A 14458-nucleotide genomic window follows, 5' to 3' on the forward strand; every position below is an offset into this window, starting at 1 on the left:
CGGCCGTGGCCGGGGCAACTCAGAGCGGTATCCAGCCGTTCTGTGCTTCCGAGCCGATGCCGAGCGCTCGGGTATTCGCGGCGCCCAGCCCCCGGTTCATATCGCTGATCAGATCGGCCACCGGATGCGAATCGCTGTAGTGGTATCCCTGGGCCAATGCGAAACCCAGCTCGGTGAGCACGGCCGCCTGGTGTTCGGTTTCCACACCTTCGGCGATGACCTGCAGGTCCAGCGATTTGCTCAGCGCGGCGATCACCCCGAGCAGCGGCGGAGCCGGGGAATCGGAGCGAATGGCGGCCACGAACGACTGGTCGACCTTGATGATATCGCTGGGCAGGGTCGCCAACCGGCTGAGCGAGGAGTAGCCGGTACCGAAATCGTCGATGGCGATCCGCACGCCCCGGTCGCGCAGGGTGTGCAGATTCGCGATCGCGGTATCGGATTCGGCGGCCAGTTCGGTTTCGGTCACCTCGAGCACCAACTGATCGGCGGCCCAGCCGGTGCTGTCCAGGATTCCGGCGACCTTGTCCGCGTACCCGGTTTCGGCGAGTTCCAGCCCACTGACGTTCACGTTCAGGGTGAGGTCCAGTGCGGCGAACGTTTCCTGCAATTGGGCGGCGTCGGCGCAGGCCCGGCGCAACACCAGTTCGTCCAGGTCGGCGATGAGATCGTATTCCTCGGCCACCCGGATCAGGCCTTCGGTGGTGACATCCGGTTGCGCGCTCGACGACCAGCGCAACAGCGCCTCCACCCCGACCGCCTTCTCACCGCCGTCGCTGAGGCTGACGATCGGCTGGTAGTGCACGTCGAGGCTGCCGTTGTCGATGGCTTCACGCAGTTCCACCGCCAGGGGTGTGCGGTGCCCGGATTCCAGTACCGTCCGGTTGCGTCCCGACTGCTTGGCCCGGTAGAGGCCCACGTCGGCACGACTCACCAGCAGGGAGGCCGATTCCCCGGTCTGCCAGGAGGTGACACCTGCCGAGCATCCGGTGCTCACCGCGGCCCGCAACTGCTCGGTGAGCAGGATGGCGGCCTGTTCGGTAGTGCCGGGCAGCAGCGCCGCGAAGACATCGCCGCCGTAGCGGGCCAGCCGCTGGCCGGGTCCCAGCAGTCCGGCCCAGGTATCGGCGACCTTCTGCAGCACCGCGTCACCGGCGCGATGGCCGAGGTGATCGTTGACCTTCTGGAAGCGGTCCAGATCGACCAGCACCAGCGCCAGTGCCTGACCGGAGCGGTCGGCCTGTTCGATGGCGGTGTTCAGGGCCCGGTCGAACCCGCGCCGGTTCAGCAACCCGGTCAGCGTGTCGATATCGGCCTCCGACGCCATCCGGGTGAGGATGCCCACCACGACGCCGACGCCGAAGGTGATGCCCGCCGGAATCACGCCCGACCACCACGGCAGCCCCGTCCGCGTCGGCAGGACCCACAGGCACAGCGCCATACAGAGCGCGATATGGGCCGCGGCCTGCGTCCAGGCGAAGAACAGCGCGGCATCACAGGCGACGAAAACGTAGAACGAGGCCAGGGTGATCGCCGCGACGGTATTGGGGAACGAGTGCACGGCGATGGTCACCAGGACGGTCGCCAGCACGACGTAGCCGTGGTGCAGCCAATGCGGCATCCGCGGACCCCAGCCGAGCAGGCTGAGCCCCAGCAGAAGTGCGACGGCCGCGGCCGAGCCGACCAGCACGCGATTGCCCTCGTCGCCCGGATACAGCACCTGGGTGGGCGCGATGGCGGTCACCAGAAGACCCAGCGCGCCGCCCATGACGTAGAACGCCCCGGTGGTCCGGGACATGACCATGGCCGTCGCCACACCCGAGGCGGCCCGTACCCGCGTCCGGGTATCGCCGCGAGACCCGCTTCCTCGCACGATGAACAGCCTAAACAACGAGTTCACTGCGCGGCGACCCAACCGGGTATATCGAGTACCCCGAAACCGGTGAACCGAACCGTTCAGCCCGCCGGAGTCAGCACATCGGTACCCACGAACGGCACCAGGGCGGCGGGCACCCGGACCGAACCGTCGGCCTGCTGATGGTTCTCCAGCAGTGCGACCAGCCACCGGGTGGTGGCCAACGTTCCGTTCAGTGTTGCCGCGATCTGCGGTTTCCCGTTCTCGTCGCGATAACGGACCGAAAGCCTGCGCGCCTGGAAGGTGGTGCAGTTCGAGGTCGAGGTGAGTTCGCGGTAGGTGCCCTGACTGGGCACCCAGGCCTCACAGTCGAATTTCCGGGCGGCCGAACTGCCCAGATCGCCCGCGGCGACATCGATGATCCGGTACGGCACGTCGAGGGCGGCGAGCATATCGCGCTCCCAGGCCAGCAGCCGCTGGTGTTCGGCGTCGGCGTCCTCCGGCCGGCAGTAGACGAACATCTCGACCTTGTCGAACTGGTGTACCCGGATGATGCCCCGGGTGTCCTTGCCGTAGCTGCCGGCCTCCCGGCGGAAACACGACGACCAGCCCGCATAGCGTTTGGGCCCGGCACCGAGATCCAGGATTTCGCCGGAGTGGTAACCGGCCAGCGGCACCTCGGAGGTGCCGACCAGGTACAGATCGTCTTCTTCGAGGTGATACACCTCGGCCGAATGCTGACCGAGGAACCCGGTTCCCGCCATGATCTCCGGGCGGACCAGCACCGGCGGGATCATCATGGTGAAACCGTTGGCCACCGCGCGCTGCGCCGCCAACTGCAACAGCCCCAGCTGCAGCAACGCGCCGTAGCCGGTGAGGAAATAGAACCGCGAGCCGGATACCTTGGCCCCGCGTTCCATATCGAGCACGCCCAGTGATTCGCCGAGGTCCAGGTGGTCGCGCGGCGTGAAATCGAATTCGGGCACCTCGCCGACGGTCTCGAGCAGGACGAAATCGTCCTCACCACCGGCCGGTGCGCCGTCCTGGACGATATTCGAGATCGCCCGGTGCGCTTCCTGCAGTTCTGCCTCGGCGGTGTGCTGCGCGGTCTCGGCCTGCTTCACCTCGGCCGACATCTGCTGCGCCTGCGCCAGCAGCGCCGGGCGCTCTTCCTTACTCGCCTTACCGACCTGCTTGCCCATGGCCTTGTGCTCGGCCCGCAATTTATCGGCGGTGGCGATCGCGGACCGGCGCGCACTATCGGCCGTGAGCAGCGCATCGACGAGTGCCGGGTCCTCGCCCCGGGCTCGCTGCGAGGCGCGGACCAGCTCGGGATCATCGCGCAGGAGTCGGAGGTCGATCATGGCTGACCAGCGTAATGGGCCCGGTTTTCCGGCCTCAACCGAGTATCTCCCCCACCGGCCCCGCGGCCGTTTCGCCGCTTCTCGCACAAGTACGCCATACCGATCGGCCGGGTTCGTGGCACGTTCGGGTGTGGCGCTGCCATGATGGACCGCGATGTCCTCCGAAAATGAGCCTGCAAACCGGCCCGGCCTCCGTGGCGGGCAATCGTTGCGCTCGCGTACCGCCCGCCCGGGCCGCGGTCGCAAGACCGATACCGCGCGGCCCCGGTCCGGTGATCCGGCATCCCCGGAAATGCCGGACCACGATCCCGCGGGGGTCCGCTCCCCGCGCCGGGGGAAACGGCCGGGAACGGCGGGTTCACGTCCGGGCGGCAAGGGCAAGCCCAAACGGATCCCCGCGCCGCGGTTGCGCTGGAGTCTGCTCGCGGTGGCCGTCGGTGCCATCGTCGCGGCACTGGCCACACTGATGCTCAGCGGGTTCGACAACGATTCGAACCTGCAGGCACGCAGTCCGGGCGGGGCGGTCGCCAAGGCGGACAAGGTATTCGCATCGGTAGCTCCGGGCGATTGCCTCACCTGGACCAAACCGGACCATTCGGACCTGGTGGAACTCGATTGCGCCGAGGAGCATTTGTTCGAGGTCACCGATACCATCGATCTGAGCCGCTACCCCGGCTCGGAATTCGGGCCCGGCGCGGTCTGGCCGGATTCGCTGCGGCTCACCGAACTCCGCGAGGAACATTGCGTGCCCGCGGCCCAGCGCTACCTCAACGGCCGGTTCGACCCGCGCGGCAAGTACGCGGTGGGATTGATGTATCCGAGCAACGACGGCTGGAACAACTCCGGCGATCGCATCCTGCGCTGCGGTCTGCAGGTGCCCGGGCTGAGCGGCAACCCGCTGCCCAATACCGGCCGCGTGGCCGAGGGCGACCAGTCCAAGGTGTACGAGCCGGGGGTCTGCCTCGGGATCAGCCAGAATCTGCCGACCGATCCTGTCGACTGCACCCAGGAACACGCCGTCGAAATCGCGTCCACGGTCGATCTGTCCGCCCGGTTCCCCGGCGGGCCGCCGTCCAAAGAAGACCAGGACAAGTTCTTGGAAGAGGAATGCGGCCGGACCACCAACGACTATCTCGGCGGCCCGCACGTGCTGCGGGACAAGACGCTGACGGTGTTCTTCGATTTCATCGACGCGCGCAGCTGGCTGGCCGGTAGCCGGAAGTTGAACTGCATGGTCGGAAAGGGCGCGGATCAGGAAGGTTTCGCACCGATCGTGGGCCCGGCCCGCGGCCGCATCCTGATCGACGGTCAGGAACCGGTGCCGCCGCCGAACTCGGGCCGCTCCACCCCCACCCCGCTGCCGGGTGCGGCGCCGCTGCCCCCGCAGCCGGAACCGCGGCCCGCGCCGCGCTGAGACGGAGCGTCACTGTGCCGGTCACCATGTCGGAGACCCGTTTCGAAGAGCTGGTCGGGGATGCGCTGGACCTGATCCCGCCGGAGTTGTCCCGGGCCATCGACAATGTGGTCGTGCTGATCGAACCGCGTAATCCCGACGATCCGCACCTGCTGGGGCTCTACCACGGGATCGCGCTCACCGAGCGCGACAGTCATTACGGCGGTTCGCTTCCCGATACGATCACCATCTACCGGGAGGCCCTGCTGTCGATCTGCGCCGACGAGGACGAAGTGGTGGAGGAGGTGCGGATCACCGTGATCCACGAAATCGCACACTATTTCGGGATTGACGAAGACCGGCTCCATCAGTTGGGATGGGGTTAAGCTAAGCCTGGTCTACGCGACGCGCCGGCAGGGGATGCACGGGCGCGGTGCCGGACCGCACCGGAAGAAGTTCTGGATTCGATGGAACCGCTCGCGGGGGTATCGCGTCCAATGTACTCGTAGGGGGAATTCTCGTGGTTCCGCCCAAGAGCCGCCACAAGAAGGAGTCGAGGACATGATTGGCAATGTCGGCGTCACACCTGAGCTCATCCTTGCCGCAGCGGTCGAACTGGACCTGCTCGCCGACCGGCTGGCCGGGGTCGCCGCGGCCACCGTACCCGCCACCTATGTCGCGCCGTCCGGCGCCGACGAGGCGTCGATACACGGTGCGATGCATATGAACAAGGGGGCCGCCACCCACCAGACCTCGCTTGCGCAGGCAGTTCTCGAACTGCACCACACCGCCGCGATCCTGCGTACCCAGCTCGCCGGATACCTCGCCCAGGACGCGGCTTCGGCCGGCGTACTGGCGCTCACCGGCGCACCGTTCGGCGCGATCAGCGTCTAGGCCACCGATGATCGCAAACGCGCCGCACCGCGGCGCAGACCACGAGCGCGCGTGGCGCGACCGCCGAAGTATCAGCGATAGTTCACAAGGGGAGAAACAAGCATGACCGCAGGTATCACCGGGGTGTTCTGGCTGCCCAGACTCGCCGAGGGGAATTCGATCGCACTGAACGCGGGATCGCACGCCATCCCGATGTCCGCTGCCGCCACCTCATGGGGCGCGCTCACCGCGGCATGGGTGGATGCCAATGCCACGGTGGTCCGGGTGATGGCCGAACTCGGCGTCGGTATGCAGAGCGTCAACGGTATCGGCGCCCTGGCCCGCCTGGTCGGTTTCACCGGCTGGGCGCAACAGCAGGGTGTCATGTCCGCGGCCCTGGGCACCAAGGCCGCCTCGCAGGCCACCGCCTACACCGTGGCCTCGATCGCCATGCCGAGCCTGCCGGAGATCGCGGCGGTGAACGCGGCCCGCGCCGCGGCACACACCACCGGCGGTGTGCTCAACGGCAGCTCCGAGATCGCGGAGGCCGCCAAGGCCGCACTGGATCTGCGGGCCGCGCTCACCATGGAGACGTACGAGGCAGCCATTACCGCCCTGGTGCTGACGCCGGGTGAGTTCCTGAACCCGCCGCCGATCGCCAACGGCGCCGGCACGGCCGATCCGGGTCCCGCCGAGGACGCCATGAAGGAAGCCAACGGCGATCCGGTGAAGATGCTGGCCGCGGCGGGTAGTGCGCTGGCACAGAACCCCGGCGTCGCGAGCGCGGTCACCCAGGCGGCGAATGTCGCCGGTTCGGTGGCGAGTACCGGTGTCACCACGGTCGGCAATCTGGGCGCGAACGCGATCGCGGCGGCCACCACCACCTCGGCGCCGGCATCGGTGGCGCCGATGCCGGGCATGGTCACCGGCGCGGTAGCGGCATCCACCGCGGCCGCCACGACCCGGGCCGGTGGTGTGCCCGGTTCCAGCCTCGGCCTGAACAATGGTGGGCTCAAGGTGCCCGAGGGCTGGGGCGCACCGCCCGCCGGCGGCGCCGCACCCGCCACCGAATCCGTCGCCGTGACACGCGGTGAAGCCGCCCCCGTTCGACCCACCGGTACCGGTACCGGAAGCCCGCTGATGGGTAATGCCCGCCCCAACGGTGAGGACGAGCAGGACCACGACGCAGCCGATTACCTGCGCGGTGATCACTTCGCCGACGGCCGATACATCGCGGACGGCGTCATCGGCGCCGAACCCCAGCGGTCGGACAAGTGACGGTGCTGGGTGGGGGGCGCGGGGCGTCCATGCTCGCGGCGGTCCAGCTGTCGCTCGACGAAATGCAGTATCTCCTGGAGAAACTGGAGATCGACGAGGTCCCCGTCGTGCTCGACGCGCGGGGTCGCTACGACAACGAGATCGACCACGACAGAGCGATGAACGCGGCCGAGCAGTTGCTGATCGAACGGGACCTGCTCGACGGTGATCGTATCCATCCGGATCTCGCCGACCGGCTGCGCGGCCTGTACCGGCCGCACTGGGTGGTCGCGCTACGACTCTTCGTCGGCGGTCAGGCGAGCCGGATGTGCCTGGCGAAGGGCGATGATCTGCTGACCGTCGCCCTTCGCGGCCCGGAGTCGTACATGATCGACGAAGCTGGCGAGGATCTGCCCGGCCCGGTGATCGCGGCACTCGGCCACGCCGAACCGCTGGAGCTGACCGGGATGAACGCGCCCACCGAACACCTCGTGCCGATTTTCGACGACACCGGGGATCCGGCGGCCACCGCGGCCCGGCTGGCGAAGGTCGGCAATCCCGCACGGGACGCGCAGACCATCGCATCGGCCATGGCGCATTGCGAATCGCACGCCGAAATCGTCGGGGTCGTCTACGGGGACGCGAGTCGCGATGTCGCCGACAACCATATCGCCGTATTCAATACGCGGGCGGGCCGTTTCATCGCCACTGCCAGTGTTGCGGACGACGGAACGAAATGGACGTCGTTCAGCAGCGGCACGGATGCCCGGCTGCGAATCGCCCTGCAGGATCTGATCAATTCACTGCCCGAGCGTTCGGAATTTCCGAGTAACCCTGCGCTCGCCTGATCGGAGCGGCCGGTCGAAAGCCGGATCACCCCTGTGCGTTACGTACGCACAGGGGTCCCGGTGGATAACTGGGCCGGCGGGCCTGGGAATATCCGGGCACGTGCTGAAGGTGGGGCCTGTCGCCCATACCCGTAAGTGCCGGACCACCCACTGTCGAATGTGGGCTGGTGCGCCGCCTTCAGGGGTTCCGGTAGTAACCGCCGAAAAACCAACGGATATGGCGTAGCCGCAGCTGATTGCTGGTGAGGGCCCGGTTCGGCCTGCGGTGGAGGCGGACTACTGGTTGGCTTGGCTCCCAACGTGGTTGGTTGCTGGAGGTCGGTTTCGTGGCGTCGCGGGTGTTCGCGGATGAGGAGTTGGCGCGTCTGCGGGAGTTCCCGGAGATCGGTCGTGAGGAGCTGTTCCGGTTCTTCACGCTCTCGCCGGCGGATCTGGCGTTCGTCGATCCCGGCCGCGGTCGTGGGCCGGCTGATCGGCTGGGTATCGCGATCGCGTTGTGCACGTTGCCGTGGCTGGGATTCGTGCCCGATCGTGTGGTGACCGCCCCGCCGGTCGCGGTAGCGCGGTTGGCCGAGCAGCTGCGGCTCGACGGCACTGAGATCCGTTCCTACGGCCGCCGCGCCCAGACCCGCACCGACCATCTACGCCTGGTCGCTCAGTATCTGGGCTGGCGGGCGGCGGGTGCGCTCGAACTCAAGGAGCTCGACGAGTTCCTGCTCGCGCGGGCGATGGAGCATGATTCCCCGACTCTGCTGTTCCGGTTGGGGTGTGAGTATCTGATCTCGGCGCGGGTGATCCGGCCCGGTCCGGTGACCATGGTCGAACGCGTCGCCCACGCCCGCGAGCAGGCCCAGCGCGAGACCTACGACCGTCTGGCCCACGAGTTCACCCCGGCGCGCTGCGCCGAGTTGGACGCACTGCTGACCACCGATGCCTCGTTGGGGGTTTCGCGGTTGCGGTGGCTGTCGACCGGGCCGGTGGAGGCGTCCGCGGCTGCGGTGCGCGCCGAGGTCGACAAGCTGGCGTTCCTGCGCGGCCTGGGTGCCGACCGGCTCGATATGTCGGTGCTGCCCGCCGAGCGGCGACGGTTCCTGGCCACGATGGGGCGCCGGTTGACCCCGCAGGCGTTGGAACGCCGGGATCCGCGGCGGCGGTATCCGATCCTGCTCACGGTGCTGGCGCAGTCCGGCACCGACGTGCTCGACGAGGTCGTGGCCTTGTTCGATCAGGCGATCTCGGCGAAGTTCGGTGCCGCCGGACGTCGGATGCAGCAGGAATGGCCGAACGCGGCAAATCCGGAGAGGACCGCCAGGCCCTGCTGGACGACCTCCTGGCGATCGTGACCGATCCTGCGGTGGCCGATGAGGAGATCGGTGCGTTGATCCGCGGCGATGCGATCGGGTGGGAACGTCTGCGGGCGGCGGTCGCTCAGGCCAAACCCCGGTTGCCGCGTGATCACGGGCACCTGGCCGCGCTGGACTCCTCCTACAACTACCTGCGTCAGTTCACCCCCGCGGTGCTGTCGACGGTGGAGTTCGCGGGCGGGACCGCGGCGACGGAGTTGTTGATCGCGGTCGCGATGCTGCGTGAACTCAACGCGACCGCGCGGCGGAAGGTGTTCGACGAGGCCCCGACCGGGTTCGTGCCCGCGAAGTGGCGCGGCTACCTCGACGCGGCGCGCAAGTCCGGCAGCGCTACCGCCTACCGGCACTACTGGGAGCTGTGCGTGCTGCTCGGTGTGCGGGACGGGCTGCGCAGCGGGGACGTGTTCGTGCCCGGCTCACGCCGCTACGCCGACCCGGCCGCCTACCTGCTCACCCCCGAGCAGTGGACTCCGCAACGTAGCGAATTCTGCCGCCTGGTCGGCCGCCCGGGCGATCCCGGCGCCGCCCTGGCCGCCGTCGTCGACGAACTGCACACCGCGGTCGGTGAACTCGAAACGGCCCCTCGCCGAGGGCGAGGGGCCGGTGCGCCTGGATGGCGAGTCCGGGGAGCTGGTCATCTCGCCGTTGACCGCCGAGGACGTTCCAGCTGAGGCGATCGCGCTCAAGGCCGAGCTGACCGAGATGCTGCCGTTCGCGCCGATCGTGTCGTTGTTGATCGAGTTGGACAAGCGCACCGGCTACCTGGACTGTTTCACCCACGCCGGTGGCCAGGCAACCCGCACGCCGGAGTTGAAGCGCAACCTGATCGCGGTGCTGCTGGCGCACTCGACCAACCTTGGTTTGACCCGGATGTCTGAGGCCTGCGGTATCAGCTACGGTGATGCCCGCCCACTGGCGTCCGGTGTGCCGGCTGATCACCCGCCGTGCCCGGCCGGTCCAGACGTGCAGGGCGTATTTCGGGCTCGCTGTGGGTGACGCCGGGATTCCATGCCGGCTCCTGGGTCGAATGCGCGGGCGGGGCGTCTGGTCGGCCGGTGATCGCGGCGCCGAAGGGGCGGCGCGGCAGTGGGGGCGATGCGGTTCGGCGTCGCGTTGGTCGGTGACATGCGTACTCCAGGTCCACGCTTCCCGCCGGGCGGTGTACGTCGGGGACCTCGCGGTTCCGAATGGCGAGCCCGACATATGCAGAAGTTAGGACTTACTGCGTGCGAAGAGAATCGCTTGCTGAGCTTTCGCATCCGGGTCGAGCAGCATCTGGGCCTCGACCACGAATCCGGCATCGTGCAGCCAGGATGCCACCTGGTTCGGCTGACGGCGGTGGACATGGACCTTCATCGGGTGACCGCCGTAACCCTCTGTCTTCAACAGCGACTCGCCGCCGACGTGAAACAGGAGTTGCAACGGTCCGCCGGGACGCAATGCTTGGTGGAAACGCCCGAATACAGTCGGCACCTCGTCGTCTGGGATGTGGATCAAAGACTGCCAGGCGAGCAGGCCGGCCACCGAAGCGACGGGCAGGTTCAGTTCCGTCATCGAGCCCACCTCGAACCGCAGGCCGGGGTGGTCGCGCCGGGCCACGTCGATCATCGCCGGGGAGAGGTCGATACCGAAGGCGTCGACACCGAGCTCATGCAGGTGGGCGGTGACTTCACCGGGGCCGCAGCCGACGTCCGCGACCGGTCCGCCGCCAGCGGTCCGCACGCTGTCGGCGAACAATGCCAGAGCCGCGCGAAGGTACTGGTGTCCGGCGAGGGCGCCGCGCACTTGGTCGGCATAGCTGACCGCAACCGTGTCATAAGAGGTTCGGGTGTCGGCCAACCAATCATCCGTGGTCATGACCGGCACGATATTCCATAATCGCGGCGGACTCGGCGCTACCCGGGAACGGCGAAGGTGCCTCCACCCGGCCGGGTGGAGGCACCGGAACGGCGGTACGCGTCTGGCCGTGACCGCTCAACGATAGCAGTGATACCTGGGATAATGGGCTGTTATCCGGGGTAACTCGAGAGGCGACCTGCGGCGGACCCGCTCCGGCGTGCACACGAAGCGACCCCGTTATCCGGGGCTAGTACTGACGAGGGGAATCCGATGGCCGCGAGAGTGACCCGGCTGCGTGCCGCCCCGCCGGCGCGCACCCTGCGCACCGCCGCCGAGGCGTTCCTCGACACGATCGGCTCGGCGAACACCCGCCGCGCCTACGGCATCGCCGTCGTCAAGACCGTCGACCAGCTCGACGCCCGCCACGACGGACTCACCGCCGCCAGCCGCGCCCTGGACTCGGTCACCGACACCGAAGTCGGCGCCGCACTGGAAACCCTCTGGGGCACCGCCGCGGTGAACACCTGGAACGCGCGCCGCGCCGCAGTCGCCAGATGGCTGTCCTGGTGCGCCGAGCAGGGCTGGACCGCACCGAGCGTCCCGGCCTCGGCCGCGCGGTCCACACCGCCGGACTCCGACACCCCCGTCCGCTCGCGTACCGCGATCGACCGGCTCATCGCCCGCCGCGAGATCCACCTGCGGGAGAAGACGCTGTGGCGGATGCTGTACGAAACCTGTGCCCGTGCCGAGGAACTGCTCCAGCTCAACATCGAAGACCTCGACCTCGCAGGGCGGTGCGCGGCGGTGAAGTCCAAGGGCGCCAAACCCCGTACCCGCCGCCGCGGCGCCGCCCACCACGAACACGTCCTCGAGAACGTGTACTGGGACGCGGGCACCGCCCGCCTGCTGCCCCGGCTCATCCGCGACCGCACCCGCGGCCCTGTTTTCGTGACCCACCGCCGGCCGGGGCCCGGCAAGTACCTCGCCGACCGCGACGTCTGTCCCAACACCGGCCTGGCCCGGCTGTCCTACGACCAGGCCCGCGACCTGCTCGACGCCGCCACCGCCGTCGATGGACCCCGGACCGGCTGGGACCTGCACGAACTGCGCCACTCCGGCCTGACCCACCTCGGGGAATCCGGGGCCAGCCTGCTGGAACTGATGGCCAAGTCCCGCCACCGCAAAGCCGAGAACCTGCGCCGATACTTCAAACCGTCCCCACAGGCGATGCGCGAGCTGACCTCGATCTTGGGCCCGGGAGCCGAACGCCGACGCTGACCAGCAGCTACGTCATATCCGTTGATTTTTCGGCGGCTACTACCGGAACCCCCTTCAAGGCGGATCTGAACGTCGCGAAGAACATACTCGCCGCTGGACGGGTGGAGAGTCCGACCGCTTGCGGAGCGGCCGTGAGTGCAGCCGCTCAGTGGACGGCACGCCCCTATGAACACGGATCCGCCGGAGCGGTGCGTGAGCACCGTGGGTGGAATCCTCGCCCCGCACCGCGGGGAGACGTCAACCCATGGGATCGTCGGCGCCGAATTCGGCTTTACCGCCGAACGGCGGGGCGAACCGGCCCCAGCGGACACATTCCCAGCCACCCCCGAGCCGGGCGACCAATTCGATCGTCTCGGTGTTGTCCAGATGATTGTTGGTGGTGAAGGGCGGTGCCACTCCGGCCAGTTCACGGCCCAGCAACCGCATGGCCGCACCGTGGGTCACCACCAGAACATCGCCGCTGCCACCCGCTTCCAGCTGGAATTCCGTACGCAGATCGGTGATTGCGGGCAGGAATCGGTCGAGCACATCGCGACCCGATTCGCCGCCGGGTACACGCTCGGTCAACCTGCCCTCATGCCAGGACCGGTAGACCGCCTGGAACTGTTCGTGGGCTTCCGGACTGGCCGATCCGTCCAGGTCACCGAGCTGCACCTCATGGACGTCGTCGCGGGCTATCGCGCGTACTCCGGTGGCCGCCTCGATATAGCCGGCGGTCTGGCGGGCCCGCAGCGCATGCGAATGGAAGAGCGCGCGCGGCGGGGTCAGCAGTCCCTCGCCGAAGGCCTTGGCCTGGGCGGCACCGCGTTCGGTGAGCGGCAGGCCGGGCAGTTTGGTGTCCAGGATCTTGGCGACGTTACCTTCGGTTTCACCGTGCCGGACCAGGATGAGTTTGGCGGTCACAGGTCGGCCACCCCTTTGCGTAGCTGGGTCAACCAGAGCGCTGCGTCCTCGTCCGACGGTGGCGGTGTGCCGTTCGCCGAGGTGGCGGGCCAGGAGCCGAGGAAACGGATATGCGCCGTGCGGTGCAGCGCCTTCAATGCCTCGGCCACCGCGGCGTCTTCGATATGGCCGATGCAGTCGAGGTAGAAGCGGTAGGTGCCCATACCGGTCCGGGTGGGCCGGGATTCGATGCGGGTGAGATCGATTCCACGGGTGGAGAATTCGGCGAAGGCACGCATGAGGGAGCCGGGCAGGTTCGGCAGTTCCTCGATCACGATCGAGGTGCGGTCGCTGCCGGTGGGGGCCGGGGCCACGCGCGGCGCGGTGACCAGCACGAAGCGGGTGACGGCCTGGTCGTGGTCGGCGACCCCGGCGGCGAGCACCGCCAAGCCGAGCCGCTCTCCCGCCAGCGCGGTGGATACCGCGGCGTCCGCGAGTCCGTCCCGGACGTCTTCCGCGGCCGCGGCATTGGAGTTCGAGGGGTGGATCGAGATATCGGTCCAGGTATCGGCCACCCAGTTGCGGACCTGCGCCAGCGCGACCGGGTAGGCGGCCAGCGACCGGACAGCGGCGATATCGGTTCCGGGGCGGGCGAGGATGGTGAACGTCACTTCCAGTTCGGTTTCGGCGACGATCTGCAACCGCGGTCCGAGGGCCAGCGAATCCAGGGTCGCCGAGATGGAACCTTCCACCGAGCTCTCGATCGGCACCACCGCCGCGGCCGCGGACCCCGCACGCACCAGATCCAGGGCGGCTGCCTGACTGGGAGCGGCGATCCGCTCGACCGGCCCGTCGAAGGACCCCGAGCTCTCGAATTCGGCGAGGGCCATCTCGGTGAATGTTCCGGACGGACCGAAATAGGCGATACGCGGCACGTCTACGAGCCTACTTGTGCGGGCGGTGTGCTTGCCTCCGGTATCGGGCACCCGGATGCGCGGGCGCGGAACTCCGCGCGCCGGCCCGGGCAGGTCAGCCGCCGGCCTCCGCCGGGTGGAGTGCCGCACGAAGCGCGCGCTCGGTCTCCACCGGCGTAGCGCTCTCGATTCCGAGCAGTATTTCCCGGACTGCGTCGGCCGCTCCACTGGAAAGGCCGGTCAAGAATGCGATATCCGGGCTGTTCAGCGCCTTGCGGATATCTTCGCCGCAGAGCGCGGCGATCGTGCCGGCCAGGACCGCCAGGGCCTGCGTGGCGTTCTCGGCACGGGCCACGAAACCGTCCGGGCGGTGGGCCGCCTCCGCCAGGAAATCGGCGATGCGTTCGTCCGGTAGGGCCGGGTCCAGCCGGCGTTCGCCGGTGAATTGCCCCGGCGGTACGACCAGACCGTCCACCAGTCCGCGTTCGACCACGCGTTTGGGAACGCTCAGCTCCACCAGTACCGGTTCAGACTCGCCCGCGACCACTCTTCGATCGTAGGCAGGGCGGCGGCGTAGCCACCGGGCACCCG

General features: G+C 68.4%; 12 protein-coding genes and 1 pseudogene. 7 read left to right on the forward strand and 6 right to left on the reverse strand.

Features of this window, described 5'->3' with window-relative positions; all coding sequences use genetic code 11:
- Window positions 1–19: 19 nt before the first annotated feature.
- A complete protein-coding gene (locus ACFWPH_RS13120; RefSeq protein WP_378750483.1) occupies window positions 20–1873 on the reverse strand; it encodes a putative bifunctional diguanylate cyclase/phosphodiesterase in 1854 nt (617 codons plus the stop codon).
- A gap of 83 nt (window positions 1874–1956) precedes the next feature.
- A complete protein-coding gene (gene serS, locus ACFWPH_RS13125; protein WP_378750485.1) occupies window positions 1957–3219 on the reverse strand; it encodes a serine--tRNA ligase in 1263 nt (420 codons plus the stop codon).
- 292 nt (window positions 3220–3511) lie between these two features.
- Here serS and ACFWPH_RS13130 point away from each other — a divergent pair, with 292 nt between their 5' ends.
- The 6 genes and pseudogenes from ACFWPH_RS13130 to ACFWPH_RS13155 all read left to right on the forward strand — a co-directional run.
- Window positions 3512–4633, forward strand: a complete 1122-nt coding sequence (locus ACFWPH_RS13130) for a septum formation family protein (protein WP_378750737.1) — start codon at window positions 3512–3514, stop codon at window positions 4631–4633.
- A gap of 14 nt (window positions 4634–4647) precedes the next feature.
- Window positions 4648–4998, forward strand: a complete 351-nt coding sequence (locus tag ACFWPH_RS13135) for a metallopeptidase family protein (protein ID WP_084492396.1) — start codon at window positions 4648–4650, stop codon at window positions 4996–4998.
- A gap of 175 nt (window positions 4999–5173) precedes the next feature.
- Window positions 5174–5506 carry a PE family protein gene (locus ACFWPH_RS13140; RefSeq protein ID WP_033243822.1) on the forward strand — a complete coding sequence of 111 codons (333 nt, stop codon included), beginning with the start codon at window positions 5174–5176 and terminating at the stop codon, window positions 5504–5506.
- A 102-nt stretch (window positions 5507–5608) separates the two neighbouring features.
- A complete protein-coding gene (locus ACFWPH_RS13145) occupies window positions 5609–6763 on the forward strand; it encodes a PPE domain-containing protein (protein WP_378750488.1) in 1155 nt (384 codons plus the stop codon).
- The gene (locus tag ACFWPH_RS13150) at window positions 6760–7590 is read left to right on the forward strand and encodes an ESX secretion-associated protein EspG (RefSeq protein ID WP_378750490.1); all 831 of its coding nucleotides are present in this window, start codon (window positions 6760–6762) and stop codon (window positions 7588–7590) included. The genes ACFWPH_RS13145 and ACFWPH_RS13150 overlap by 4 nt, the downstream gene beginning before the upstream one ends.
- A 326-nt stretch (window positions 7591–7916) precedes the next feature.
- A pseudogene (locus tag ACFWPH_RS13155) lies at window positions 7917–9851 on the forward strand (DUF4158 domain-containing protein); the annotation flags it as partial.
- A 315-nt stretch (window positions 9852–10166) separates the two neighbouring features.
- On the opposite strand, the gene ACFWPH_RS13160 reads toward ACFWPH_RS13155, so the two are convergent.
- A complete protein-coding gene (locus tag ACFWPH_RS13160) occupies window positions 10167–10811 on the reverse strand; it encodes a class I SAM-dependent methyltransferase (protein WP_378750739.1) in 645 nt (214 codons plus the stop codon).
- A gap of 252 nt (window positions 10812–11063) precedes the next feature.
- On the opposite strand from ACFWPH_RS13160, the gene ACFWPH_RS13165 reads away from it, so the two are divergent.
- A complete protein-coding gene (locus ACFWPH_RS13165) occupies window positions 11064–12071 on the forward strand; it encodes a tyrosine-type recombinase/integrase (RefSeq protein ID WP_378750492.1) in 1008 nt (335 codons plus the stop codon).
- Window positions 12072–12308: 237 nt separating this feature from the next.
- Here ACFWPH_RS13165 and ACFWPH_RS13170 read toward each other — a convergent pair whose 3' ends face one another.
- The 3 genes from ACFWPH_RS13170 to ACFWPH_RS13180 all read right to left on the reverse strand — a co-directional run bounded on the left by ACFWPH_RS13170 (window position 12309) and on the right by ACFWPH_RS13180 (window position 14414).
- Window positions 12309–12974 (reverse strand): histidine phosphatase family protein, encoded by a 666-nt coding sequence (locus tag ACFWPH_RS13170; protein ID WP_378750494.1) that lies wholly within the window; start codon window positions 12972–12974, stop codon window positions 12309–12311.
- Window positions 12971–13888, reverse strand: coding sequence for a prephenate dehydratase (gene pheA, locus ACFWPH_RS13175; protein WP_378750496.1), 918 nt, complete (start codon window positions 13886–13888; stop codon window positions 12971–12973). Before pheA ends, ACFWPH_RS13170 begins: the two co-directional genes overlap by 4 nt.
- Window positions 13889–13982: 94 nt before the next feature.
- Complete coding sequence (locus tag ACFWPH_RS13180; protein WP_378750498.1) at window positions 13983–14414, reverse strand: hypothetical protein; 432 nt, start codon at window positions 14412–14414, stop codon at window positions 13983–13985.
- Window positions 14415–14458 lie beyond the last annotated feature (44 nt).

This window comes from Nocardia sp. NPDC058499 (genome assembly GCF_042719915.1).
Taxonomy (GTDB): Bacteria; Actinomycetota; Actinomycetes; order Mycobacteriales; family Mycobacteriaceae; genus Nocardia.